The following is a 25212-nucleotide window of genomic DNA, read 5'->3' on the forward strand; positions in this document are numbered from 1 at the left end:
TTACGTCATTTGCCGCCGGGTCAGCTATCTTGGGCTCGGTTCAATTCATATAATGTTGCGCAATCAAATGCCTAGGAGATATAGAAGATGAGACAGCACCTGGTAATGGGTAACTGGAAACTGAACGGCACCAAGGCTTCTGTAGAAGCCCTGATCAAAGGACTGACCCCGGCCGCTGCCGCTCATCCTTCCGTGCAAGTGGCCGTCTGCCCGCCGGTTATCTTTTTGGGTCTGGTTGAACAGCTGACCGCCGGCAGCAAAATCGCCTACGGTGCCCAGAACGCCGACGTTCACGAGTCCGGCGCCTTCACCGGCGAAAACGCCCCCTCCATGCTCAAAGCCTTCGGCTGCACCTACTCCCTGGTCGGTCACAGCGAGCGTCGTACCCTGCACGCAGAGACCGACGACGTGGTGGCTGCCAAGTACGAAGCCATTCAGAAGGGAGGCCTGATCCCCGTGCTGTGCATCGGTGAAACCCTGGCCCAGTTCGAAGCCGGTACCACCAACCAGGTGGTCGAGACCCAGCTCAAGGCCGTGATCGATCGCTGCGGCATCGCCTCCTTCGAGAACGCCGTCATCGCTTACGAGCCGGTATGGGCCATCGGCACCGGCAAGACAGCCACCCCGGAGATCGCACAATCCGTGCATGCTCACATCCGTCAATACCTGGCCGGTTTTGATGCAGCCGTGGCTGCCAAGGTACAGATCCTGTACGGCGGCTCCGTGACTGGCGCCACCGCTGCCGACCTGTTCGGCCAGCCGGACATCGACGGTGGCCTGGTGGGTGGCGCGTCCCTGAAAGTGGACGACTTCTCCCAGATCATCGCTGGCGCCGCCAAGTAAGCGCCAAGCAAAGAGGGGCCCCGCCCCTCTTTGCATATCGCTTTCCTATGGACCCTCTCGCCATAGGAAAGCCGATATAGTAAAAGCGGCCAGCCGTATTTTTCAGAATCTTGATTTTCGACAACTCAGATCCAGAGGCACTCATGACCAAACAAATCAAACGTATTGGTGTTTTGACCAGTGGTGGTGACGCACCGGGTATGAACGCAGCCATCCGCGCCGTGGTGCGCGCCGGTCTGCATCATGGCCTGGAAGTTTACGGCATCTATGATGGCTACCTCGGTCTGCACCAGGACCGTATCGTCAAGCTCGAGCGTCACAGCGTCTCCGACGTCGTGAACCGTGGCGGTACTTTCCTGGGCTCCGCCCGTTTCCCCGCCTTCAAGGATCCGAAAGTCCGTGCCGAAGCGGTCGAAAACCTGAAGAAACACGGCATCGATGCCCTGGTGGTCATCGGCGGTGACGGCTCCTACATGGGTGCCAAGAAGCTGACCGAAGAGGGCTTCCCCTGCATCGGCCTGCCGGGCACCATCGACAACGACATCGCCGGTACCGACTTCACCATCGGCTTTGACACCGCCCTGAACGTGGTCGTGGACGCCATTGACCGCCTGCGCGACACCTGCAGCTCCCACCACCGCATCTCCGTGGTCGAGATCATGGGCCGCCACTGCGGCGATCTGGCCATGTCTGCCGCTGTTGCCGGTGGTGCCGAGTACGTGATCGTGCCGGAAGTGGCCTTCGACAAGGAGAAGCTGCTGCAGCAGATCAAGGAAGGGGAAGCCAAGGGCAAGAAGCACGCCATCATCACCATCTGCGAGCACGTCACCGACGTGAACGCCCTGGCGAAAGACATCGAGGCCATGACCGGCCGCGAAACCCGCGCCACCATCCTGGGTCACATCCAGCGTGGCGGTTCTCCCACTGCCCGTGACCGTATCATGTCCAGCCGCATGGGTGCCTTCGCCGTCGAGCAACTGCTGGCGGGCCAGGGTGGCCGCTGCGTCGGCATTCAGGGCAACGAGATGGTGCACCACGACATCATCGACTGCATCGAGAACCTGAAGCGCCCGTTCAACCAGGAGCTGTACGATCTCTCCACCACCCTGTTCTAAAGGCTGTGGTCTGACAAAAAACCCTCCTCTGGAGGGTTTTTTTAGGTTCTTCGCGGGATCTTGGGGAAGTGGAAGTTGACAGACAGGGTGCTGGTAAACTGGCTGTCTCCAAACACACCACCACCATCACCCTGCTGTCGCCGTGCATCATATTGATATTGCCTCCTTCTGGCCAGGTTATACCGTCATCGCCCAAGCGCTTTCTGCCAACCATCACACCCTGTTTACCCTTGAGCCTCGCGCCGACCTGTTGCCCCGTTGTCGCCGATGCCTGCAACCCACGCCATTGATCCACGACCAACGTATCCGCCGGGTGCGTGAGCGAGACCTATTTGACCGACAAGTCTGGTTACAACTGCCTGTTCGCCGCGTCGACTGTCTGCGCTGTGGTCGCGTCAGTGAACATATCGACTGGCTCCCCTCTGGCTCCCGCCTCACCCGGCGCATGCAGTGCTGGATTGAAGCGCTCGTTCAGTACCTCCCCATCCGCCATGTCAGCCAGCTCACCGGGGTCGGTTGGCACACCATCAAGGAGATCGACAAGCGCCGTTTGCAGACCAGTGTGGGCACCATCGAACTTGGGGAGGTGCGGCGGCTGGTGATGGATGAGTTTGCCCTGCACAAGGGACACCGCTATGCCACCGTGATCATGGATGCCGAGCGAACCCGCGTCCTGTGGGTGGGGCACGGCAACAGCCGGGCCGCTATCCGTCCCTTCTTCGAGCAGCTCGGCGAGCGATGCCAGCAGATTGAGGCGGTGGCGATGGACATGAACACGGCGTTCGACCTGGAGGTGAAGCAACACTGCCCGCAGGCGGAGGTGGTCTACGACCTGTTCCACGTGGTGGCTCGCTATGGCCGAGAGGTGGTGGACCGGGTGCGAGTGGAGCAGGCGAATGCACTGAAAAGCGATAAACCGGCGCGAAAAGTGGTCAAAAGTGCGCGTTGGTTGCTGCTACGTAATCGGGCGAAGCTGAGTGAAAAACAGGATGTGAAGTTGCAGGAGCTGTTGGCGGCGAATCAACCGCTGGCGATGGTGTACGTGCTGAAAGAGGCGTTGAAGGGCATCTGGTATGCGCCGAGCGTGTGGGAAGGATGGCGACGATGGCGGAGCTGGATGCGGCAGGTGAAGGAAAGCGGGCTAGCGCCGCTGCAACGATTTGGTCGAAATTTATCGAAATATATGCGGGGGATCCTGGCGAGTGCAAACTACCCGATGCACACGAGTGTGCTGGAAGGGGTGAACAACAAGATCAAAGTGATAAAGCGTATGGCATATGGATTTAGGGACTCAGAATACTTTTTTCTGAAAATCAAGGCGGCCTTCCCCGGAAAGCCGCGATGAACCTTTTTTTATGCGGGCTCCTCACCCCCTCCTCCCCCTACGGGGGCCCGACTATCCACTGGCCACTGTCGCCATGTCTTACCCCTTGCCCGGCGGCCCTGAGCCTCTGACCCCACGACCTTCTCCTTTAACTTCTTTCCCCCGCTTTTCTGCTTGCTCACCTTGTTCGCGACGGGTCTGGATAAAGGCCTCGGTGCCGCAGTGCCACGGCCCTGCGCCAGGCCTCCCCCGTCCTTCATCCCATCACACTGGCGCCATATAGCCACCCGGGTGGGCCGACGATATCGCCCGCTTCCCCTGCGCGCGGGCCCACTGGCTCGTCCCCCCAAGAAAACAGCGAAAAACGGGGCTTCCGGCCACACAAGGCCCCATGAAGATCGCCCCCCCATTTTCCCGCCTTCCCCCTTGCCTTCCATGCTTCTTTGGCGGCCGTTTTGTCGTTTTTCCGTACTCTTTTTGCTCCCATCCTGTTTGGGATGAGCAGAAAATTGAGCCTTCATCGGATAACCCTGGCTGGCAACAGCCTTGCAGACTGGGGTTGGGACACAAGTCGTGAGAAAACATGACATGGGATGACAAAACCTGGCTGACAGCCACCAACCTCCCTATGGCGACACCAATCGGCGCATCCCGCAGGCCATTTTGCTGACTAAAAATGGAGATCACCACAAAGAATCCAATCGGAACCCACAAGGAGAGAGTCATAAAATCAACATAACTCAATGTATTTAAAGACTTTATATGCATCCCCTTTCACTGGTATCACCATGAAACTCTTCCCAGGACAAAAAACGCCCTTAAACTTGGAAAAATGCAGCCGCATTCCACTACAAAACCATTTTTGCCTCATAATTACATTTTTCGTTGTTTTATCGTTCTGTTGTGGTATCTTGGTTCCATCATGAGCCAACCAAGGGAGATAAAATCATGAAAGAGTTCGTAGTTACCGCCGTTTTCACCGTGTTTTTCACTCTGGTTGCCGTCTCCATGCCGTCGCTGGCACAGCTCTAAGTCGGTCAATCAGCCATCTGCCACCTCTGCCCCAGAGGGGCGGTTCAAAAAAAAGACTGCAACATGGGTTTTTGACGCGCTCTGGCAAAGGATGATGCCAAGCCATCATTGAGCGCGATCTGCGCACACAAAACGACCTCGTCGACATCCATGCCATCTTTCAAGGGGAGCCCGGGCTCCCCTTGTCGCATCTCCCCCTGCGGGATTTACTCTTGCCCCCCTGCCCGTCACAATGGCCGCTGGATTTGCCACGCAGGAACCACCATGACTCAGGATGCCTTGCGCCACTGGCGCCGCGACCTTCATCGTCACCCCGAAGCCGCCTGGTGTGAATTTCGCACCACCACCCTCATCGCCCAACACCTCAGTGAACTCGGTTTCTCCATCATGCTGGGGGATCAACTGCTCGCCAGCACCCTCATCATGGGACGGGAAATAGACGTCGAGGCCCAGAAGGCCCGTGCCCTGCACCAGGGGGCGCATCCGGAGTGGCTGACGCGGATCGACGCACTCACCGGCGTGATGGGACTCTGGGAGAGCGGGCGCCCCGGCCCCACCCTGGCGTTTCGCTTCGATATCGATGCGGTGGAGGTCGAAGAGAGCCAGGAGGCGTCACACCTGCCCGGCCAGGGAGGCTGGCACTCCGCCAACCCGGGCTGGATGCACGCCTGTGCCCACGATGGTCACACCGCCATCGGGCTGGTGCTGGCCGAGCGGATCGCGGCCCTCGCCGATCGCCTCACTGGCCGCATCAAGCTCTTCTTCCAGCCGGCTGAAGAGGGCTGCCGAGGCGGCAAGGCGCTGGCGGCAGGGGGGCAGCTCGACGATGTGGACGCCCTGCTGGCACTGCACATCGGCATTCACGCGAGCAGCGGTGAGCTGGTGGTCAACCCCACCGAGTTTCTCTGTTCAACCAAATTCGACGTGGAGTTCATGGGGCAAGCCGCCCATGCGGGGCTCGAGCCCAACGCGGGCCACAATGCCCTGGCGGCGGCCTGCATGGCCACCACCGCCATGCTCGGCATTCCCCGCCATCGGGACGGCATGACCCGCATCAACGTGGGGCAGCTCAACGGCGGCAGTGGACGCAACGTCATCCCGGGCCATGCCCGCCTGATGGGGGAGACCCGTGGCGCGACGCCGGCCCTCAACGACTACATGTTCAATCAGGTGCAACAGATTGTGGAGGGGGCGGCCCTGATGCAGGGCGCGACCTACCACATCCGCAAACAGGGGGAAGCGATCGGCATCGAGAACAGCCCAACCCTCATCGAGGAAATCGTGCCTCTCGCAGAGGGGAATTCCCTTGATACCATCCACACCCGCCGCTTCGGGGCCAGCGAGGATGCCGGTTTCCTCATCGAGCGGGTACAGCAGCACGGCGGCGAAGCCGCCTATCTCATCCTGGGAGCCAACCTCGCGGCCCCCCACCATCATCCGGAGTTCGACTTCGACGAAGCCGTGCTGGCCCCCGGAGTGGCCTTCCTGGAGGCCTGGCTGCTCGCCCGCCTCGGCCGCTAGCAGACGCCGAATGCAAACAAGGCAGCCCATGGGCTGCCTTGTTTTTTTACACCCTTGCGGACATAGGGGACCTACTCTCCCAGCACGATCGCGCAGAGATGGGCGAAGTGGTGGATCTCGTGGGTCGCCTCGCACGGACCGGTCTCCCGCCCCGGGTTGTACCAGCAGGTGGCAAGACCCTGGGCGGCGGCACCGGCGATGTCGGTCTTGGGATTGTCCCCCACCATCAACACCCGCGCCGGGCTCGGCTGACCCATCTGCGCCAGGGCATGCTGGAAGATGGCCGCCGCCGGCTTGGTCACCTGCACCTCGTCAGAGATAACGAGAGGCTCAAACCAGCTGTTCCAACCCAGTTTGTCGAGGCGCCCGCGCTGGGGCAGGCTGAAGCCGTTGGTGATGATCCCCATTCTGACCTTGCTCTTCAGGGCCTGCAGGGTCTCCTCCACCCCCTCCAGGGGCACGCTCAGGGCGATGATCTGCTGCAGGAAGGTCTCGTTCATCGCCATGGGTGCTACGTTGACCTGCTCGGCAAAGAGCGAAAAACGGGTCTGCTGCAGGTGGGTGGCGTCAATCTCCCCTGAGTTGTACTGCTGCCAGAGCCGCTGGTTGAGGGCATGGTACTCCGCCATCTTGGGGGGAGTCGGCGCCACGCCGTAGATCTGCAGGGTCCGCTCCAGCGCCCTGGCGACCGGAAAATCGAGCAGGGTTTCGTCCAGATCGAACAGCACCCAGTCATAGCTTGTTTGTTTCACGCTTGTCCTTATTGATTGTGCTTGGCCACGTTGTCATGCGTCGGGCGCACCCATCCCCAGAGGGCTGTCGAGCAGGGTCAGGGTCAGCCTGACACCAAAGCCGGTTACCTCGCTGCCCACCACGCCATTGCCCCCCTTGTTGCGAAAACCACTCAGGTCGAGGTGCAACCAGGGAAGCTCGGCGGGCACGAAGCGCGTGAGAAAACGGGCGGCATCGATGTGATCCGGGGAGGCGCCCGGCGCGCACTGTAACAGATCGGCCCACTCGCTATCGAGGTTGTCATCGTAATCCTCGTCCAGGGGGAAGGGCCAGACTCGCTCCCCGCTCTGCTGGCCCAGCGCTATCAGCGTGGTGAGCCACTCGGGGCGGTTGGTGAAGGCGCCGCTGTAACGGCTGCCGAGCGCCCGTTTGCAGGCGCCGGTCAGGGTGGCGTAGTCGATCAGCAAGTCGGGTTTGTCCCCGGCCGCCAGGGTCAGGGCATCCGCCAGCACCATGCGACCCTCGGCGTCGGTGTCCACCACTTCGATGGTGGTGCCGTTGAGGGCGGTCACCACCTCACCGGGCCGGAAGGCCTGCGGGCCGATGTGGTTCTCGGCGATGGCGAGCCAGCAATGCACCTCAACGGGGAGTTTCGCCCGGCTGATGGCCAGCAGCGTGCCAAGGGCCACCGCGCTGCCCCCCATGTCCAGGTGCATGCCATACATGCTGCCACCGACTTTCAGGTTGTAGCCACCGGAGTCGTGGCAGATCCCCTTGCCCACCAGCGCGACGCGGCGCAGCGGGTTGGCCGGACAGTAACTGAGCCTGACGATGGCGGCCTGACCGTCCGCCGAACCACGGGCCACCGCCAGGAAGGCGCCAGCCCCCATCCGTGCCAGGGTCGTCTCATCAAACTCCTGCCACTGCCACCCCTCCTGCTGCGCCAGCTCCCGGGCATAGGCCCGGTAATGACGGGCATTGAGCTCGGACGCTGGCAGCACTGCCAGGTGGCGAGCCAGACCATTGCCTTCGGTTTCTGCGCTCAGGCGGGCCATGTCCAGCTCGCAAGGGGGGGAAAGTTGCAACTGCTGATAACCCGGTCTTGTCGCCTCACTCCGTTTCTGGGTCGGCAGGGTCACATCGGCGGCGAGCAGGCAGGCGAGCACCACCCTTGCCAGTTGCGCGCGATGCTCATCGTCAAAGCCCTCCAGATGGAGCGCCAGGTGCGTCGCCTTGAGGCCCGCCAGCGAGCCCACCCAGCTGCGCACCTGCTTGTAGAGCCGATGATCCAGGGCCGGGCGGGCATCCATGAAGATCACCCGTTGCAGCCCCTGACTGTCGTCAAGGGAATAGGGGGCCTTCTGACCCAGGGCTATCTGGGTTGCCACGGCGGCAAAGGGAGGCGTCGCCAGCAGGGTATCGCGCGCTGAGTCGGCAATGAGCAGGAGTTTGACGGCAGCCGGCCCTGCCATTACTTCGGCGAGGGAGGTGCTCTGCATCGTGATTTGGGGAGAAGAATAGCTAAAAGGGGTCATCACAGGGTGCGGCCTCATCCATGAACAGAAAGCAGGATGATACCGAACAAATGGCGAGAGGGATCGGAAAAACACACATTATTGTGTGCAAGCAACAGATGCTGGAGGGGATCAGAGAGGTAATGCAGAAGAAAATAAGTCAGAAGTTGGTTGCGGGGGCCGGATTTGAACCGACGACCTTCGGGTTATGAGCCCGACGAGCTACCGAGCTGCTCCACCCCGCGTCCGAATTGTATTGCCACCACAAAAAGCAGAGCAGTTGCTTCTTGCTGTCTTCGTCTCCACCACAGGCGCTAGCGCTTGCCATGGATACAAATAGTTGGTTGCGGGGGCCGGATTTGAACCGACGACCTTCGGGTTATGAGCCCGACGAGCTACCGAGCTGCTCCACCCCGCGTCCGAATTGTATTGCCACCACAAAAAGCAGAGCAGTTGCTTCTTGCTGTCTTCGTCTCCACCGCAGCGCTATGCGCTTGCCATGGACACAAATAGTTGGTTGCGGGGGCCGGATTTGAACCGACGACCTTCGGGTTATGAGCCCGACGAGCTACCGAGCTGCTCCACCCCGCGTCCGAATTGTATTGCCACCACAAAAAGCAGAGCAGTTGCTTCTTGCTGTCTTCGTCTCCACCACAGGCGCTAGCGCTTGCCATGGATAAAATGGTTGGTTGCGGGGGCCGGATTTGAACCGACGACCTTCGGGTTATGAGCCCGACGAGCTACCGAGCTGCTCCACCCCGCGTCCGAATTGTATTGCCACCACAAAAAGCAGAGCAGTTGCTTCTTGCTGTCTTCGTCTCCACCGCAGCGCTATGCGCTTGCCATGAACACAAATAGTTGGTTGCGGGGGCCGGATTTGAACCGACGACCTTCGGGTTATGAGCCCGACGAGCTACCGAGCTGCTCCACCCCGCGTCCGAATTGTATTGCCACCACAAAAAGCAGAGCAGTTGCTTCTTGCTGTCTTCGTCTCCACCGCAGCGCTATGCGCTTGCCATGGACACAAATAGTTGGTTGCGGGGGCCGGATTTGAACCGACGACCTTCGGGTTATGAGCCCGACGAGCTACCGAGCTGCTCCACCCCGCGTCCGAATTGTATTGCCACCACAAAAAGCAGAGCAGTTGCTTCTTGCTGTCTTCGTCTCCACCGCAGCGCTATGCGCTTGCCATGGACACAAATAGTTGGTTGCGGGGGCCGGATTTGAACCGACGACCTTCGGGTTATGAGCCCGACGAGCTACCGAGCTGCTCCACCCCGCGTCCGAGGTCGCCCATAATAGGCGCCAACGCTGAGATTGCAAGTAAATATCCTAAAAAAAGTTTATTCGGGGATTAAACCGTCACATACTGCGCTCTTTTGCAACAAATCGCAGTTTTTTCAGGCAGCTAGCGATCTCTCGCCCCTCAGGCCCCTCCCCGCGCGCCCCCCGACTTGCCCCTATTTGCCATAAAAAAAGGTTCATCGCGGCTTTCCGGGGAAGGCCGCCTTGATTTTCAGAAAAAAGTATTCTGAGTCCCTAAATCCATATGCCATACGCTTTATCACTTTGATCTTGTTGTTCACCCCTTCCAGCACACTCGTGTGCATCGGGTAGTTTGCACTCGCCAGGATCCCCCGCATATATTTCGATAAATTTCGACCAAATCGTTGCAGCGGCGCTAGCCCGCTTTCCTTCACCTGCCGCATCCAGCTCCGCCATCGTCGCCATCCTTCCCACACGCTCGGCGCATACCAGATGCCCTTCAACGCCTCTTTCAGCACGTACACCATCGCCAGCGGTTGATTCGCCGCCAACAGCTCCTGCAACTTCACATCCTGTTTTTCACTCAGCTTCGCCCGATTACGTAGCAGCAACCAACGCGCACTTTTGACCACTTTTCGCGCCGGTTTATCGCTTTTCAGTGCATTCGCCTGCTCCACTCGCACCCGGTCCACCACCTCTCGGCCATAGCGAGCCACCACGTGGAACAGGTCGTAGACCACCTCCGCCTGCGGGCAGTGTTGCTTCACCTCCAGGTCGAACGCCGTGTTCATGTCCATCGCCACCGCCTCAATCTGCTGGCATCGCTCGCCGAGCTGCTCGAAGAAGGGACGGATAGCGGCCCGGCTGTTGCCGTGCCCCACCCACAGGACGCGGGTTCGCTCGGCATCCATGATCACGGTGGCATAGCGGTGTCCCTTGTGCAGGGCAAACTCATCCATCACCAGCCGCCGCACCTCCCCAAGTTCGATGGTGCCCACACTGGTCTGCAAACGGCGCTTGTCGATCTCCTTGATGGTGTGCCAACCGACCCCGGTGAGCTGGCTGACATGGCGGATGGGGAGGTACTGAACGAGCGCTTCAATCCAGCACTGCATGCGCCGGGTGAGGCGGGAGCCAGAGGGGAGCCAGTCGATATGTTCACTGACGCGACCACAGCGCAGACAGTCGACGCGGCGAACAGGCAGTTGTAACCAGACTTGTCGGTCAAATAGGTCTCGCTCACGCACCCGGCGGATACGTTGGTCGTGGATCAATGGCGTGGGTTGCAGGCATCGGCGACAACGGGGCAACAGGTCGGCGCGAGGCTCAAGGGTAAACAGGGTGTGATGGTTGGCAGAAAGCGCTTGGGCGATGACGGTATAACCTGGCCAGAAGGAGGCAATATCAATATGATGCACGGCGACAGCAGGGTGATGGTGGTGGTGTGTTTGGAGACAGCCAGTTTACCAGCACCCTGTCTGTCAACTTCCACTTCCCCAAGATCCCGCGAAGAACCTAAAAAAAGCCCGCACAACAAGGTGCGGGCGGGAGGATGCGCCGGGATCAGGCCAGCTGGTGCAACACGCTGGTCGCCGCAATCTGGGCGATGATGAGGCCGCACAGGGTCACGGAGACCACCACGGGGGCCGTCTCCTGCTGACGGTAGATGGGGCTGAACCAGAGCAGCAGGGCTGCGACCAGCAGGCCGGCCTGGGTCAAGACTGCAGGGATCAGCGGGTCGAGCCCTGCGCTGCTCCCCTGCCAACCCACCAGCACCGCCAGCCAGATAAGACTCAGGATGGCGGAGACCAGCCCCGCCAGGGGCAGCAGCAGATTGAAGGCTTGCAGGCGGTGGCGGGCACGCAGCAGCATCAGGTGGGCAAAGGCCGACCCCAGCAGCACCATCTGCAGCAGGCCGCCGAGCCAGCCCTGGATCTGCATCAGACCCAGCCCGTAGAGGGCGAGCGGCATCGCGGGCAACCACAGCAGGGTGGCGGGGATGGCGCGCTTGCCCTCCAGGCGAGACTGGACCAGGGAGAGCACGATACCGAGCACCAGGGCGGCCCCCCCGCTCCAGATGAGCCAGCCCGCAACCTTGGCCTCCACCGCCAGCATCAGAGAGAGCCCGGTGATCACCCAGACCGAGAAGAGCTGGGTAGTGATCCGCGAGCGCTGGCCCGGGCAGAGATCCCCGCGCCACAGGACGAGCCCCACGGCGATCAGGGCCCCCAGGGCCATCAGACCGGTCAGGGGAAAGAGCCAAAAAGGAAGTTGGACGAACATAGGGTCTCCGGCAGCAGTCCGGGTGCGGGTGCACCCGTCACAGGGTAAGGAAGGACAAGAGGCAGGGAGTATATCCAAACTCCCCCGTCTTCCCAACGTCGCCGGTCAGCTTTGTCCCCGGGCAAGGGCAACCACCCGGGCAAACATCTGCTTGAGCACAGGGGGAATGTGCTCGCTGCCGAGGCGCTCCGCCTCCTCCACCACCGCCAGGGCCATGCCTGGCTTGCTGCGATGGTGGATCGCCTTGGCGATGATGCGCCCGGCGTTGAGGGTGGAGCGCCCCCCGACCCCCGCCTCGCGCCGGAACACCCCCTCGAACCCGTTCTGGTAGAGGTAGTGCTCTATGTCTGCCGCCGGCAACTGGGTCAGCCGATCCCGCTCGCGCTCCCCCTTGAGCAGGGAGCGGGCGGAGCTCGCATACTTGGCACCCGCCTCGTCACCGTCGGTGAGCAGGTGCCACTCTATGCCAAAGTCCCGGGCCACCTTGATGAGAGGAGCCTGGCCGCACTGGGCGAACTCGATGATGCGCACCCCCTCTGCCCGCAGGCTGTAGCCGCAGATCTGGGCCAGCTCCGAGAGCAGCCAGATCTCGGTCTCCCCTTCCACCAGCAGCCAGCAGCGAGCAAACATCGACATGGGCCTGTTGATGCGCACATGGAAGGCAATCTTGCGCAGATCGTCGCTGCTGTAGCGCTCCCCTCCCAACTGATGGCAGAGGATGTCCTGCTGGCGGCGCACCAGACGACGCACCTGATTGAGGGGCAAGGAGGAGAGCAGGTCCCCCGAGTTGGTGGTGAGCAGCTTCTGGCCGGGCAACTGCTCCAGCAGACCCCAGGCCAGGGCCAGCATGGTGGGATGCAGGCGGCTCTCTGGGTCTTCCAGCATCAATATGGGTCTGGCCCCCTCCTCCAGCTCCCGGTTGCCCCGGGCGTGGAGCAGCATGGCCGCCATGCCCGCCATGGCCAGTTGCAGCGCCCGGTTGTCCGCATTGCGCAGCAGCACCTGCAGGTTGCCGGGATTGCGCAGGGTCATGGGGCGATTGACGATGTCCCGCTGGCTGCGCGGCTTGTGCTTGATGGGCGCCAGGGCGCTGAAGTAGTGCTCCATCAACTGCTGCACCGCCTGCAGCGCCTCCTTGAGTTCAGGCTCGCCGATGCGCTGGGGCTCGTCGGTGAGCTTGCCGGCCAGCTCGTCCAGCCGCTGCTCGCACAGATCCCCCCAGGGCAGCCGCTCGATGCCATCCCGGGCGGTACGGGCATCCCGCAGCCTGAACACCGGGTTCATGGTAATGAGCAGACGCACCAGCGCTTCATTGTTGTCGATGGCCAGGCTCTTGCCGATACCGTCGAGAAAGTCGTGGGTGGTGAGCACGCTGCCATCGTCCTGCAACTCGGCACTGGCACGATAATGCACCCGGTGGAACTTGTCCTTGTGGGGGATCCAGGCCGCCCCGAGGCGGGCCAGACGGCGGGAGTGCTGGCACATCTGGGGACGATACTCGCTGAAGGTGAGCACCAGTTGCAGCGTGCGCGAGGGTTCGAGCTCGGGATCTTCGGGCCGGTGAAAATCATCCTGACCAAATTGATAGGGCTCGGCATCCCCCAGCAGGCACCAGAGGGCCCGCAGCAGGCTGGATTTGCCCCAGGCGTTTTCGCCGATGAGCACAGTGGTGTTGTCCAGCCCGAGGGAGAGGCGATTTATTCCGCGAAAACCTTTGACTTCAATGCGTTCCAGAAACATGCGGCCATATCCAGTCCATCCTGATGGCGCAATAGTGGCAAAGTTGCCGGAAAAATCCTATCGGGTTACGGCGTTTTCAGCGGGAACTGTGAGGAACGAGCGGTTCGGGCGGCGTCGGCTGGGTGACGCGATAGAGGGGGGCATTCCAGTGGTTGAACCAGAGATGGCGAGTACGGGTCTGACGTTTGCGATGATTCAATGGGCATTCCTTTCAATGGACAAGAGACAGAGGGTACACCTCTTTTGCCCAGAGTCTCAGGGTTATCTGTGACAGGAGAATGACAACTGGGCTCGCCACTGGCCCGGGCTCAGGCCGAACGCCTCCCGAAAGCGGTTGCCAAAATGGGCCTGGGAGGAGAAGCCGCACTGGGCGGCGATGCTGGCCAGAGGCTCGCTTCCCGCCAGCAACTGCTTGGCCCGCTTGAGCCGCAGCCCGAGCAGGTAGCGGTGGGGCGGACAGCCCAGGCTCTGCCCGAACATCCGGGCGAAGTGGTATTCGCTCAGACCCGCCTCCCGGGCGAGCTCTCCCAGGGTGACCGGCTCGGCCAGGTGAGCCTGCAGATACTCCTGTACCCGGCGCACCACGGCGGGTGCCAGACCGCCGCGCACCTCCGGCAGCACCGGGGCCTCGCGGGTGTGATGGCGATAGGCGTGCAGCATCAGCATCCAGGCACCGTGGGAGAGCGCCATGCGATCGATGCCGTGCTGCCAGTCCAGCTTCATCAATTGCCCCTGCACCAGGGCCGCCGCCTGGGGATCGTCGATGAAGGTCTTGTCTTCCAGTTGCAGATGACGCCCCTCCTTGTCACACGCCTGCTCGGCGATACGGGTGAAGTGGGCGGGGGTGAAGTAGAGGTGGAAGAAGCGAAACTCCTCGCGCACCAGCCACTCGGATCTGTGGTGATCCGGCATGATGCACACCTTGCCCGCACCGCCATGGCCACCGGGGCCGTCCAGCCGCTCAGTCTGCTCGCCCCCCTGCAGGTAGACGCTGATGGTGTGGTTGCCCGGCTTGTGGTAGCGGGTCTGATCGTAGCGGTTGCACCAGCTCGCCACCCCGAGCCCGGGCTCCAGCCAGCAGGAGTCCTCCAGTCTGGCACCGGTGCTCACCAGGGCATCAAAGACCCCCGCCTGTCTTGTCTGCTGCATGGCATGCTGCACGCTTGCGTCCCTCTCTGGCACTTGCCGCCCCTTTCCTGTCGCCATCTTATCGCGCCTCATGGTCAAAGGCTGCGCCTCCGTTGAAAAAACCGCAAGATGGTGCAAGCCGGCCCCCCGCCTCACGGTTCATGCTGATCACATCATCTTCTCTTGATGGGATCACACCATGAATCTGATGCTCTATGTTTCCACCGTCCTCATCTGGGGCAGCACCTGGATTGCCATCGCCTGGCAGCTCGGCCCCATCCCCATCGAGGTCTCGGTGCTCTATCGTTTCGCCCTGGCGGCCCTGGCCCTGTTCGCCCTGCTCACGGTGAGCGGCAAGTTTCCGCGCCTGCCCTGGGCGGGCCAGCGTTATGCTGCCCTGCTCGGCGCGTTGCTCTTTTCCACCAACTTCCTCTGTTTCTACCACGCCACCCTCTATATCCCGAGCGGTCTGTCGGCGGTGATTTTCGCCAGCGCCAGCATCTTCAACGGCCTCAATCTCTGGCTGTTCGAGGGTAAACGACCGGGCCTGCGCTGGCTGCAAGGATCGTTGCTGGGGCTGCTTGGCACCCTGCTGCTCTTCTGGCCGGTGCTGGCGGATGCGCAACTGGGTGCAAACGGCTGGAAGGGCTTGCTCTTTGCCTGCGCCGGCACCCTCTGCTTCTCCCTGGGCAACCTGGTCTCCGCCCGGGGACAGCGCCAGGGCTATCACGTATTGCAGATGGTACCCTGGGGCATGGTCTACGGCGTGGCGCTGCTGCTGGGCTGGGTCACGGTACTCGGTCAGTCACTCACCCTGCCCACCGACCCGCGCTACCTCGCCGCCATGGTCTATCTGGCCATCTTCGGCTCCGTCATCGCCTTCACCGCCTACCTCACCCTGGTGGGGCGCATCGGTGCCAGCAAGGCGGCCTACGCCACCGTGCTCTTCCCCTTGGTGGCCCTCACCCTCTCCACCTTCTATGAAGGCTTTGTCTGGCAGACGGTCTCCATCGTCGGCGTGGTGGTGAGCCTCATCGGCAACCTGGTGATCTTCGCTCCCCCCGTCAAGGCGTGGCGCTGGCCGCTATCAAGGGCCGCAAACGGTACTTGCCCCTGATGCCACCAGCCCCTAAGGTAACCGCGTCCAACACACGAGGAGGGAGGACGCATGTTACTGGAAGGGCTGGAGACACTCTGCCTGCTGGCAAGCGAGGGCACCATGGCCAAAGTTGCAAGCCGCCTCTATATCAGTCAGTCGGCGGTCAGCAAGCGCATCGCCCAGCTGGAGCAGCGCCTTGGCAAGAAGCTCATCGAGCCGGATGGCCGTCATATCCGCCTCACTCCCCAGGCCCGTGAACTGCTCGCCCGGGTAGCCCCGAGCCTCGCCGAAATGAAGGGGGTGCTGGCGGACAGCCAGATCCTAACGGATCAGACCCCTCTGTCCATCGCCTGCTCCGAAACCCTGCTGGCGGGCTACCTCTCCCGTTTCATGCACGCCTACCTTGAACGGGATCCCCACATTGCCCTCTCTACCCACCACACCCCGGTCATTCTGGCCCGGGTGCGCGGCGGCGACGCCCTGCTCGGGATCTGCGCCGGTCGCCTGCCGCCGGGCCATGGGCTGTGTGCCGAACGGCTGTTGGAGGAGCCCTTCTATCTGGTGGGGGACGCTCTGGATGAGGCGGCGCAGCCGGATCACCAGAGCGCCTTGCAAGAAACTGTGACCAGCAAGCAACTGACTGAAGGCGACGTGAGTAAGGGGATGCAGGGCAAGGTGCGCAAGATCCTGACCATGGATCTGGAGAACCCCTCCAACCGCTATCTGCGCGAGCCCCTGGCCGCCCTCGGGCTTATCCCCGCCATGGAGCTCGACTCCTACCTGGCGCGGATCGAACTGGCCAAGGCAGGCATTGGTCCCGTGCTCCTGCCCGCCGGCCTGCTGGCGCTGGTGGGTGAGCAGGGGACACAGGCACGCCCCCTGCCGGGACTGGGCCGCCCGCTCCACCTGGTCTATCGGCCAAACAGCCTCAAGCGCGATCGCATTGCCCGCCTGGTGCAGGCGCTGCAAGCCCATTTCCGGCAACTGACGGCACTGGGCTGAAACGCAAGAGGGCCCGATCTGCGATCGGGCCCTCGTCATGGGGGGTACCGGCTCAACCCAGCCAGGCAAAGAGCTCGGGGTACTGGCTCCACACCAGCTTGGCGGACATCACCAGGGAGACGGTCACCAGCAGCGGCTTGATGAGCTTCACCCCTTTTTTGAGCACCAGCTTGGAGCCCATGCGCGCCCCGATGAACTGCCCCAGCGCCATGCACAGCCCCACGCTCCACACCACCTTGCCCCCCAGGGTGAAGAAGAGCAGGGAAGCGATGTTGGAGGTGAAGTTGAGCAGCTTGGTGTGGGCGGTGGCCCGCGCCATGCCAAAGCCCGCCAGGGCCACGAAACCGATGGCAAAAAACGACCCCGTGCCCGGCCCGAAGAAGCCGTCATAAAAGCCCACGCCCCCGCCCACCAGCAGGGCAAACGCCATGGGGGTGAGGCGGCGCTGGCTCTCCGCATCGCTCACCCTGGGGGAGAAGTAGAAATAGCAGGCAAACGCCATCAGCAGGAAGGGGAGCAGTCGCTCCAGAATGGCGGCATCGATGGTCTGCACCGCCAGGGTGCCGATGGCCGCCCCGATGAAGGTGCAGATGACCGCCGGCCAGATGATGGCCCACTCAAGGAGCCCCTTGCGGGCATAGAACCAGGTGGCGGAGAAAGAACCGAAACTGCTCTGCAACTTGTTGGTGCCAAGCACCAGGGCTGGCGGCATGCCGGTGGCCAGCAGGGCCGGCACCGTCAAGAGCCCTCCGCCCCCGGCGATGGCGTCGATAAAGCCGGCGATGAGGGCCACCCCGAACAGGGCAACCAGGGTGAGCAGTTCCAGTTCCATCCATAGACCTCGTGTGATTGGCGGCGCCCGGCATGGCCTGGAGCCTGAAGGAGTCAACAGGTCGCTATCCTAGCGAGGGCGGGCTCATGAAGCCAACGAAACAATGGCAGCCAACTGATTCCTTATTTTCATCAATCAGCGTGCGAGAGGGGCTGTGCTTTGATAACTGCCAGCCCCTGCAGCAGGGGTGCTTCATCAGCGCCGGGAGCACGGCTTACCCGGCCAGCCATCTAGCGGCTGCTGATGAGGATTAATCCAGAGCGCGGCTCAGGCCCTTGATGGCCTCCAGTCCCTCCAGCAGAGGCGCTTCATCCTCGCCGGGTGCACGGCTCACCCGGCCAGCCATGTAGCGGCTGCTGATGAGGATTAATCCAGAGCGCGGTTCTGGCCCTTGATGGCCTCCAGCCCCTCCAGCAGGGGCGCTTCATCCTCGCCGGGCGCACGGCTCACTCGACCAGCCATGTAGCGGCTGCTGAAGAGATTGAACCAGAGCTGCAGCGCCTGTCCCGCCCGCAGCTCCCCGGCCACTTCCAGCACGCAGGCGGCCACCTCGGCGGTGCACAGGTGCTCGTCGCTGTGGGCAACGCGCATGCCGTAGGTAGAGAGCGCATCCGGCTTGATGGCGAGCACCGGGAAGCCGTCCAGATAGGGACTCTTGTTGAACATCTTGCGCGCCTCGGGCCAGGTGCCGTCCAGCAGGATGAACAGCGGCTTCTTGCCGGGAGCCAGTACCACCTCGCCGGTCAGGCGGTCGGGCGCTTTCTCGCAGGCGGGAAAGACCACGTAGGGCTGCCAGGCGGGATCCGCCAGCAGGGCCAGCAGCTCGGGATGGGGTTCGGTACGCGACCAGAGAAAGGCCCAGGTGGAGTCCGGCAGCACGTCGGCGATGAGGCGCCCGGTGTTGGAGGGCTTCATGGGCTCGCTGTCATACATCATGAGGCAGAACCCGGCCTCGGCCTTGAGCGCCGGGCGCCAGTCGCAGGCACACCAGTCGTGGCGCAGCTGGCAGGCATCGCAGCGTGGCACGCTGCCGCCACGGGCAAGAAAGGGTCGGGTCGAGACGCTCTTGCGCCAGATGCGCAGGCGGTTGACGGCGTGATCGGGGATGGGCTTCATGAAACGCGGCTCTGACGGTGCCTGTGGCGGGACAAAAGGGGGCTGATTGTAACGGCGCGCCCTCCTGGCGGCAAGGCTTGCCGGGCGGCGCCCTGCCCCCTTCCCTCCCCGCATTCTGCCCGCCTCGCCCCCATGAAAAAGGGGCCCTGAGGCCCCTACTCACCATCCGTTGCAACCGGGTCTGGCGATGTCAGACCGCCTTTCGCAGGATCTGCTCCAGATAGTGCGCGAAGCTGTGGCCATGGTGCTCCAGCAGTTTCGGGAACATGGAGATGGAGGTCATGCCCGGGAAGGTGTTGATCTCGTTGAGCAAAATCTCCCCCTCTTCGGTCAGGAAGAAGTCGATGCGCGACAGGTGGGTCAGCTTGAGCTGACGGAACGCCTTGAGCGCGTACTCGTGAATGGCGTCAGCCTGCGCCTGAGTCAGTCCCTCGGCCTTGAGCGCGGTCTCGGTGTGACTGGCGCTGCTGTACTTCTCTTCATAGGTGTAGAACTTGTCCTGGGGTACGCAGATCTCCCCCGGATAGGTGGCCACCAGCTCGTCACCATACTGGTAGACCGCCACTTCCAGCTCACGGGGCTTGACCGCTTTTTCGATCAATACCTGCTCGGAGTAACCGAAGGCATCGGCAATGCCCTTCACCAGGTCTGACTCGTTGCTGGCGGAGTAGCAACCCACGGAAGAGCCCTGGGAGGCCGCCTTGATGAAGACCTTGCCCCACTTGGCCAGCGCCGCTTTTGCCTCGATCAGGCTCGCCTCGTCCTGCTCGGTCAGGAACAGGTAGGGGGTATTGGGGATGCCGATGGCGGTGAGCCACAGCTTGGTGGTGATCTTGTTGAAGCACACCTTGCTCGCCTCGGCGTCACAACCCAGATAAGGCAGGCCGGCCAGCTCGAGGAAGGATTGCAGATCGCCGGTCTCACCGGGATAGCCGTGGATGCAGGGCACCACGTAGTCCACCGGACGGGCCACGCTGTCGAACGAGAGCAGCTTGTCCAGCCCCAGCTTGCACTCGCGACCGTCGGCGGAGAGCCAGCGGTCGGCAAACATCTCGACCCGGGTCACTTCGATACCGGGCAGGAGCCCGAGCTGTTTTTCGAGGAAATTGGCGCTGCGCAGCGAGACTTCGTGCTCGGAGCCGCCACCGCCGCACAGCAGCAAGACATGCATGTTCTTCATTAGATGTGATCCCTTGGGAGAAGCGGCTTCGTCATCACCATGGCAAACCCAACCGCATGAAAACCGGACGAAGCCAGAAACGAACATAAGTGCGGGCAGTGTAGCAAGGGAGGGGAAGCCTTGTCAGCCGATGGGGCGCACCTCCCCCTGCCCGGGCAGATAAAAGTCTCTTCCTGTGTCAGAAACAGGATGAAATGCGCTCAGCGGGGGGGATCGACCCGCCCGGCGCCATTGCCGTTGACCCGAAACCAGCCGGCAATGCTGTAGCGCTCCCGGCTTGCGGGCAGCACCTCGTGGGGAAACTCTTCAGACAGGAAGAGCACCAGCCGCCCGCCCCGGGGGGAGACATCCATCAGAAACTGCTCGCTGTCGTCATAGACCCGCAATATTCCCCCCGCCTCTGGCTGCCAGTCGTTGTTCAGGTAGAACACCGAGGTGAGGCGGCGGTTGGATCGCCCGGCGAAGGCGTCGCGATGGGTGGCGTAGAAGTCCCCCTGACGGTAGCGGGCAAAGTGGGCCTCGTAGTCGAACAGCCCCAGCATCAACATCTGGTTGGCGGCCAGCCGCAGTGCCTCCATCCTCGCCAGATAGTCGGCCACCGGGGCGCCGAGGGAGGCGTCGAGCCAGTGGATCTGATCCCGACGGATATCGCGGTTGTCCTGATGCAGGGTCTCGCGCCCGATCCCCGCCGGTCGCCACTCATCCGGCAGGCAGGCCTTGAGGGCATCCACCTCGGCGGCGGTTAAAAAATCATCCACTATCACCCAACCCCGGGTGTAGATGGCATCCATGACGGCTTGATAGTCCAAGATAGGCTCGCAGCGAGGGGAGAGAGTGCGCTTTGTAGCGACTTCGGACCATCGGCACAAACCGGATTGCTTCTCTTGAGAAGTCCCGCCATCAATAGGAGTATGGGGGGCACAGACGCCCTCCCCCTTGCTCCCCGGCCCTCGGCCCGTTAACGTGCAAGGATTGTCCCCGGGCGCCTTGTCGCCCCTCTTGCATCAGGAGAAACCATGCCCCTGCCCCTCATCCCCCTGCAACGACTCGATGGCACGCCCTGGTCCACCGCCGATCTGCAGGGCCGTGTCGTGCTGGTGGTCAACGTGGCAAGCCGCTGCGGTTTTACCCCCCAATACACTGGGCTTGAGGCACTCTATCGCCAGTTCGGCCCCCAAGGCTTCGAGATCCTGGGCTTTCCCTGCGATCAGTTCGGCCATCAGGAGCCGGGCGATGCCGAGGAGATCGCCCGCTTCTGCTCGCTCGACTACCCGGTCAGCTTCCCCCTGATGGCCAAGTGCGAGGTCAACGGCGTCGGTGCCCACCCCCTCTATCGCTGGCTCAAGGAGCAAAAGCCCGGACTCCTTGGCAGCGAGGCCATCAAGTGGAACTTCACCAAGTTCCTGATTGACCGTGAAGGCCGGGTGGTGGACCGCTTCGCCCCCCAGACCAGGCCGGAGGATCTGGTGCAGGCCATCGAGGGACTGCTCTGACGGGTGTGCGCCGAGGCGAAGCGGGCCCCTCTTAGCGCCCCCCTGGCCTTTCCCTGCCGGGATGGCCGTGGCAACCCTGCTCGCGACACGGCTGCTGCGCGTGCGCCTCGCATCTGCTATATTACGCGCCCACTGTCTCTTGTGCGGTCGCTTTGCCGGGCTCAGGCCCAGCCTCGATGGCGGCCCACCCTATTTTCCATGTCGTGACGGACCAAGGCTGCCGTCACCCGTTGAGCCCAAGGCTCGGAGTGTCCCTCGAACATGTCATTCAATGAACTGGGTCTGTCACCGCACATCCTGCGGGCCGTCAAGGAGCTGGGTTACGAACAACCCACCCCCATCCAGCAGCAAGCCATTCCCGCCATCCTGGCCGGGCAGGACGTGCTGGGCGGCGCCCAGACAGGCACGGGCAAGACGGCCGGTTTCACCCTGCCCATGCTTCATCGGCTGCTGGCCAACCACGGTCGTGGCGGTCGCCGCCAGGTGCGAGCCCTGGTGCTGACCCCGACCCGGGAGCTGGCCGCCCAGGTGGGCGAAAGCATCATCAAATATGCCCACCACCTGCCGTTTCGTACCCTGATCGCCTATGGCGGCGTCAGCATCAAGCCGAACCTGGACGCCATCAAGCTCGGGGTCGACATCCTGGTCGCCACCCCGGGCCGCCTGCTGGATCTGCTGACCCAGGGCGCCCTGACCCTGAGCGCCCTCGAGGTGCTGGTGCTGGATGAAGCGGACAGAATGCTCGACATGGGGTTCATCACCGACATTCGCCGCATCATGAAGGCCCTGCCGGAGGAGCGTCAGACCCTGCTCTTCTCCGCCACCTTCTCCAATGACATCAAGGCGCTGGCGGACGATCTGCTCAAGGATCCCACCCTCATCGAGGTGGATCCCAGCAACACCGCCGCCGAGCAGGTAAGCCAGCGCATCATCCAGGTCGATCGGGAGCGCCGCCGGGAGATGCTCTCCCACATGATTGGCCGTGGCAACTGGCAGCGGGTGCTGGTGTTCGTGCGCACCAAGCAGATTGCCGACAGGCTCGCCCAGCAGATGCAGAAAGATGGCCTGGATACGGTCGCCATCCACGGTGACAAGAGCCAGGGGGCCCGCAACCGGGCGCTGGCGGATTTTCGTGAAGGCAAGGTGCGGGTGCTGGTTGCCACCGATATCGCCGCACGGGGTCTGGACATCGATCAGCTGCCCCACGTGATCAACTTCGAGCTGCCCCAGATGGCGGAGGATTACATCCACCGCATCGGCCGCACCGGCCGTGCCGGGCGCGGCGGCGAGGCCATCTCCCTGGTGAGCCAGGACGAGCTGGGTCAGCTCAAGGAGATCGAGGCGCTGATCGGCCAATCCCTGACCGTGGAGATGCTGGAAGGGTACGAGCCGAGCGGCAAGCCGAGTCGTCAGACCCTGCCGGGCAGCAAGCCGGTGCAAAACCCGCCCCGCGCCCGTGGCCATGCCAACGCCAAGGGCAAACCCGCCGCCGGGAAAGGCAAGGGGGATGGCGCCAAGAAGCCGGCTCAGCCTGCGCAAAACAAGTCCCGCAAGCGGGAAGTAGTGGGCGAGGACATCGGTTTCGCCCCCATGCGCCGTCTGCCCAAGGCCCAGCGGGGCGACTATCAGGACAACTCCAACGAGGAGTGAGACGGTGCGAGCCCTGCGTCCTGAACAACAAAAAACCGCCCGAGGGCGGTTTTTTTAGGTTCTTCGCGGGATCTTGGGGAAGTGGAAGTTGACAGACAGGGTGCTGGTAAACTGGCTGTCTCCAAACACACCACCACCATCACCCTGCTGTCGCCGTGCATCATATTGATATTGCCTCCTTCTGGCCAGGTTATACCGTCATCGCCCAAGCGCTTTCTGCCAACCATCACACCCTGTTTACCCTTGAGCCTCGCGCCGACCTGTTGCCCCGTTGTCGCCGATGCCTGCAACCCACGCCATTGATCCACGACCAACGTATCCGCCGGGTGCGTGAGCGAGACCTATTTGACCGACAAGTCTGGTTACAACTGCCTGTTCGCCGCGTCGACTGTCTGCGCTGTGGTCGCGTCAGTGAACATATCGACTGGCTCCCCTCTGGCTCCCGCCTCACCCGGCGCATGCAGTGCTGGATTGAAGCGCTCGTTCAGTACCTCCCCATCCGCCATGTCAGCCAGCTCACCGGGGTCGGTTGGCACACCATCAAGGAGATCGACAAGCGCCGTTTGCAGACCAGTGTGGGCACCATCGAACTTGGGGAGGTGCGGCGGCTGGTGATGGATGAGTTTGCCCTGCACAAGGGACACCGCTATGCCACCGTGATCATGGATGCCGAGCGAACCCGCGTCCTGTGGGTGGGGCACGGCAACAGCCGGGCCGCTATCCGTCCCTTCTTCGAGCAGCTCGGCGAGCGATGCCAGCAGATTGAGGCGGTGGCGATGGACATGAACACGGCGTTCGACCTGGAGGTGAAGCAACACTGCCCGCAGGCGGAGGTGGTCTACGACCTGTTCCACGTGGTGGCTCGCTATGGCCGAGAGGTGGTGGACCGGGTGCGAGTGGAGCAGGCGAATGCACTGAAAAGCGATAAACCGGCGCGAAAAGTGGTCAAAAGTGCGCGTTGGTTGCTGCTACGTAATCGGGCGAAGCTGAGTGAAAAACAGGATGTGAAGTTGCAGGAGCTGTTGGCGGCGAATCAACCGCTGGCGATGGTGTACGTGCTGAAAGAGGCGTTGAAGGGCATCTGGTATGCGCCGAGCGTGTGGGAAGGATGGCGACGATGGCGGAGCTGGATGCGGCAGGTGAAGGAAAGCGGGCTAGCGCCGCTGCAACGATTTGGTCGAAATTTATCGAAATATATGCGGGGGATCCTGGCGAGTGCAAACTACCCGATGCACACGAGTGTGCTGGAAGGGGTGAACAACAAGATCAAAGTGATAAAGCGTATGGCATATGGATTTAGGGACTCAGAATACTTTTTTCTGAAAATCAAGGCGGCCTTCCCCGGAAAGCCGCGATGAACCTTTTTTTATGCTCTGGCGCCCTTAACCGGCGGCCAAGGCCATGTGCAGCAGGGGATAGGGCTTGCCCTGGCCATCCAGGGGGGAGCGCCCCGTCACCTCGAAGCCCAGGTGCTGGTAGAAGCCGACAGCCTGGGCATTCTGTTCGTTGACGTCCACGCGAGTCGCCCCCAGACAACGGATGGCGTGGTCCACCAGCTGGCGGCCGACCCCGCCCCCTCTCGCCTCGGGAGCGATGAATAGCATCTCGATATTGCCCTCAGCCACCCCGATAAAACCGACGATCACGCCATTGTCTACTCTGGCACAGTTCAGCGTCACGGCATCGAAATAGTGCTCCAGGATCAAGGGCCTCAGGGCCGCTATGTCGGCTTCTTGCAGGAAGTGGTGGCTGGCGCGCACCGAGGCCTCCCAGATGGTGATAAGGGTTGGGTGATCGCACTTTTGTGCGGCGTCAATTTTCATCGCTACCTCAATATGTTGCGGATAACAGCCCACGCCTTTGATGATGCAGCAGTCCATGGGACTTATTGCGGCGCCTTGATAACAAACCCTTTCTCGATACCGGCCTTGAAACCGAGTCCCTCATAGAGGCGATGAGCGGCCTCCCGCCCCTCCCCTGAGAGCAGCATCACCTTGTAGCAATCCAGCTCCCAGGCCAGCGCCAGGGTATGCTCCAGCAACTGATGGCTGAGCCCCTGGCGGCGAAACGCTGCACCCGTGATCACATGCTCTATGATGCCGAAGGGTCGGCCGCCGTTGGTGAGGGTCGGGATCACCCCGAGCTGGCAGCTGGAGGCCAGCTGGCCCTCCACCAGGGCCACCATGATGCGGGTATGGGGCAGATCAAGCATCGCCGCCAATCCCTCGCGGGCCCCTTGCTCGTCGAGCACGGGGTCCTGAGGCCTGAGTTCCTGATAAAGGGCCAGCAGCCCGGCCAAGTCCTGCGCCTCACACTCTCTTATCACCACTGTCGTCATCATG

At 62.3% G+C, this 25212-nt stretch carries 22 protein-coding genes, 7 tRNA genes and 2 pseudogenes; 9 read left to right on the top strand and 22 right to left on the bottom strand.

Annotated features, from left to right (window positions below; all coding sequences use genetic code 11):
• Positions 1–87: 87 nt before the first annotated feature.
• The 4 genes from tpiA to I6L32_RS18100 all read left to right on the top strand — a co-directional run bounded on the left by tpiA (position 88) and on the right by I6L32_RS18100 (position 5835).
• Complete coding sequence (tpiA, locus tag I6L32_RS18085; RefSeq protein ID WP_029314576.1) at positions 88–843, top strand: triose-phosphate isomerase; 756 nt, start codon at positions 88–90, stop codon at positions 841–843.
• 143 nt (positions 844–986) lie between these two features.
• On the top strand, positions 987–1958 hold the full coding sequence (gene pfkA, locus I6L32_RS18090; protein WP_010674852.1) for a 6-phosphofructokinase: 972 nt from the start codon (positions 987–989) through the stop codon (positions 1956–1958).
• 142 nt (positions 1959–2100) lie between these two features.
• Complete coding sequence (locus I6L32_RS18095; RefSeq protein ID WP_084865641.1) at positions 2101–3303, top strand: ISL3-like element ISAeme19 family transposase; 1203 nt, start codon at positions 2101–2103, stop codon at positions 3301–3303.
• 1275 nt (positions 3304–4578) lie between these two features.
• On the top strand, positions 4579–5835 hold the full coding sequence (locus tag I6L32_RS18100) for an amidohydrolase (RefSeq protein ID WP_216944291.1): 1257 nt from the start codon (positions 4579–4581) through the stop codon (positions 5833–5835).
• 71 nt (positions 5836–5906) lie between these two features.
• On the opposite strand, the gene yjjG is transcribed toward I6L32_RS18100, so the two are convergent.
• The 14 genes from yjjG to I6L32_RS18165 all read right to left on the bottom strand — a co-directional run bounded on the left by yjjG (position 5907) and on the right by I6L32_RS18165 (position 14519).
• Positions 5907–6587 (bottom strand): pyrimidine 5'-nucleotidase, encoded by a 681-nt coding sequence (gene yjjG, locus I6L32_RS18105; RefSeq protein ID WP_041215092.1) that lies wholly within the window; start codon positions 6585–6587, stop codon positions 5907–5909.
• A gap of 33 nt (positions 6588–6620) precedes the next feature.
• Positions 6621–8105, bottom strand: coding sequence for a leucyl aminopeptidase family protein (locus I6L32_RS18110; protein ID WP_216944292.1), 1485 nt, complete (start codon positions 8103–8105; stop codon positions 6621–6623).
• 144 nt (positions 8106–8249) lie between these two features.
• A tRNA-Met gene (locus I6L32_RS18115) sits at positions 8250–8326 on the bottom strand.
• A 96-nt stretch (positions 8327–8422) separates the two neighbouring features.
• Positions 8423–8499 (bottom strand) — tRNA-Met (locus I6L32_RS18120).
• A gap of 96 nt (positions 8500–8595) precedes the next feature.
• Positions 8596–8672 (bottom strand) — tRNA-Met (locus tag I6L32_RS18125).
• 95 nt (positions 8673–8767) lie between these two features.
• Positions 8768–8844 (bottom strand) — tRNA-Met (locus tag I6L32_RS18130).
• Positions 8845–8940: 96 nt separating this feature from the next.
• Positions 8941–9017: transfer RNA gene (locus tag I6L32_RS18135), tRNA-Met, on the bottom strand.
• A gap of 96 nt (positions 9018–9113) precedes the next feature.
• A tRNA-Met gene (locus tag I6L32_RS18140) sits at positions 9114–9190 on the bottom strand.
• Positions 9191–9286: 96 nt separating this feature from the next.
• Positions 9287–9363: transfer RNA gene (locus I6L32_RS18145), tRNA-Met, on the bottom strand.
• Between the two features lie 199 nt (positions 9364–9562).
• Entirely contained in the window at positions 9563–10765 is a 1203-nt protein-coding gene (locus I6L32_RS18150; RefSeq protein ID WP_084865641.1) for an ISL3-like element ISAeme19 family transposase, read from the bottom strand.
• Positions 10766–10910: 145 nt separating this feature from the next.
• Positions 10911–11630: a hypothetical protein gene (locus I6L32_RS18155; RefSeq protein ID WP_216944293.1), complete on the bottom strand. Its 720-nt coding sequence runs from the start codon at positions 11628–11630 to the stop codon at positions 10911–10913.
• Positions 11631–11735: 105 nt separating this feature from the next.
• Positions 11736–13370: an ATP-dependent endonuclease gene (locus I6L32_RS18160; protein ID WP_214004704.1), complete on the bottom strand. Its 1635-nt coding sequence runs from the start codon at positions 13368–13370 to the stop codon at positions 11736–11738.
• A gap of 76 nt (positions 13371–13446) precedes the next feature.
• The gene (locus I6L32_RS23545; RefSeq protein WP_257692902.1) at positions 13447–13569 is read right to left on the bottom strand and encodes a hypothetical protein; all 123 of its coding nucleotides are present in this window, start codon (positions 13567–13569) and stop codon (positions 13447–13449) included.
• Positions 13570–13631: 62 nt separating this feature from the next.
• Positions 13632–14519 (bottom strand): helix-turn-helix domain-containing protein, encoded by an 888-nt coding sequence (locus I6L32_RS18165; protein ID WP_134997012.1) that lies wholly within the window; start codon positions 14517–14519, stop codon positions 13632–13634.
• Positions 14520–14697: 178 nt separating this feature from the next.
• Between I6L32_RS18165 and I6L32_RS18170 the strand changes: the two genes are divergently transcribed.
• The gene (locus I6L32_RS18170; RefSeq protein WP_041215090.1) at positions 14698–15615 is read left to right on the top strand and encodes a DMT family transporter; all 918 of its coding nucleotides are present in this window, start codon (positions 14698–14700) and stop codon (positions 15613–15615) included.
• A gap of 51 nt (positions 15616–15666) precedes the next feature.
• Positions 15667–16599, top strand: coding sequence for a LysR family transcriptional regulator (locus I6L32_RS18175; protein ID WP_216944294.1), 933 nt, complete (start codon positions 15667–15669; stop codon positions 16597–16599).
• Positions 16600–16651: 52 nt separating this feature from the next.
• Here the strand turns inward: I6L32_RS18175 and I6L32_RS18180 are convergent, their stop codons facing one another.
• The 6 genes and pseudogenes from I6L32_RS18180 to I6L32_RS18200 form a co-directional block, all read right to left on the bottom strand.
• Positions 16652–17431 (bottom strand): TSUP family transporter, encoded by a 780-nt coding sequence (locus I6L32_RS18180; protein WP_010674863.1) that lies wholly within the window; start codon positions 17429–17431, stop codon positions 16652–16654.
• Positions 17432–17562: 131 nt separating this feature from the next.
• A pseudogene (locus I6L32_RS23185) lies at positions 17563–17679 on the bottom strand (DTW domain-containing protein); the annotation flags it as partial.
• Between the two features lie 2 nt (positions 17680–17681).
• A pseudogene (locus I6L32_RS18185) lies at positions 17682–17795 on the bottom strand (DTW domain-containing protein); the annotation flags it as partial.
• A 2-nt stretch (positions 17796–17797) separates the two neighbouring features.
• Positions 17798–18547: a tRNA-uridine aminocarboxypropyltransferase gene (locus I6L32_RS18190; protein WP_216944295.1), complete on the bottom strand. Its 750-nt coding sequence runs from the start codon at positions 18545–18547 to the stop codon at positions 17798–17800.
• A 190-nt stretch (positions 18548–18737) separates the two neighbouring features.
• The gene (locus I6L32_RS18195) at positions 18738–19727 is read right to left on the bottom strand and encodes a D-alanine--D-alanine ligase (protein ID WP_216944296.1); all 990 of its coding nucleotides are present in this window, start codon (positions 19725–19727) and stop codon (positions 18738–18740) included.
• A 200-nt stretch (positions 19728–19927) separates the two neighbouring features.
• Complete coding sequence (locus tag I6L32_RS18200) at positions 19928–20536, bottom strand: 2OG-Fe(II) oxygenase (RefSeq protein WP_216944297.1); 609 nt, start codon at positions 20534–20536, stop codon at positions 19928–19930.
• A gap of 207 nt (positions 20537–20743) precedes the next feature.
• Between I6L32_RS18200 and I6L32_RS18205 the strand changes: the two genes are divergently transcribed.
• From I6L32_RS18205 to I6L32_RS18215, 3 genes are all read left to right on the top strand, one after another.
• A complete protein-coding gene (locus I6L32_RS18205) occupies positions 20744–21220 on the top strand; it encodes a glutathione peroxidase (protein ID WP_167826383.1) in 477 nt (158 codons plus the stop codon).
• Between the two features lie 261 nt (positions 21221–21481).
• Positions 21482–22870: a DEAD/DEAH box helicase gene (locus tag I6L32_RS18210; RefSeq protein WP_216944298.1), complete on the top strand. Its 1389-nt coding sequence runs from the start codon at positions 21482–21484 to the stop codon at positions 22868–22870.
• A gap of 155 nt (positions 22871–23025) precedes the next feature.
• The gene (locus I6L32_RS18215; protein WP_084865641.1) at positions 23026–24228 is read left to right on the top strand and encodes an ISL3-like element ISAeme19 family transposase; all 1203 of its coding nucleotides are present in this window, start codon (positions 23026–23028) and stop codon (positions 24226–24228) included.
• A gap of 24 nt (positions 24229–24252) precedes the next feature.
• Here the strand turns inward: I6L32_RS18215 and I6L32_RS18220 are convergent, their stop codons facing one another.
• Complete coding sequence (locus I6L32_RS18220) at positions 24253–24693, bottom strand: acetyltransferase (RefSeq protein ID WP_216944299.1); 441 nt, start codon at positions 24691–24693, stop codon at positions 24253–24255.
• A gap of 62 nt (positions 24694–24755) precedes the next feature.
• Positions 24756–25211, bottom strand: coding sequence for a GNAT family N-acetyltransferase (locus I6L32_RS18225; protein ID WP_223956621.1), 456 nt, complete (start codon positions 25209–25211; stop codon positions 24756–24758).
• Position 25212: the final 1 nt, after the last annotated feature.

The organism is Aeromonas sp. FDAARGOS 1402, assembly GCF_019046925.1.
GTDB lineage: Bacteria > Pseudomonadota > Gammaproteobacteria > Enterobacterales > Aeromonadaceae > Aeromonas > Aeromonas caviae.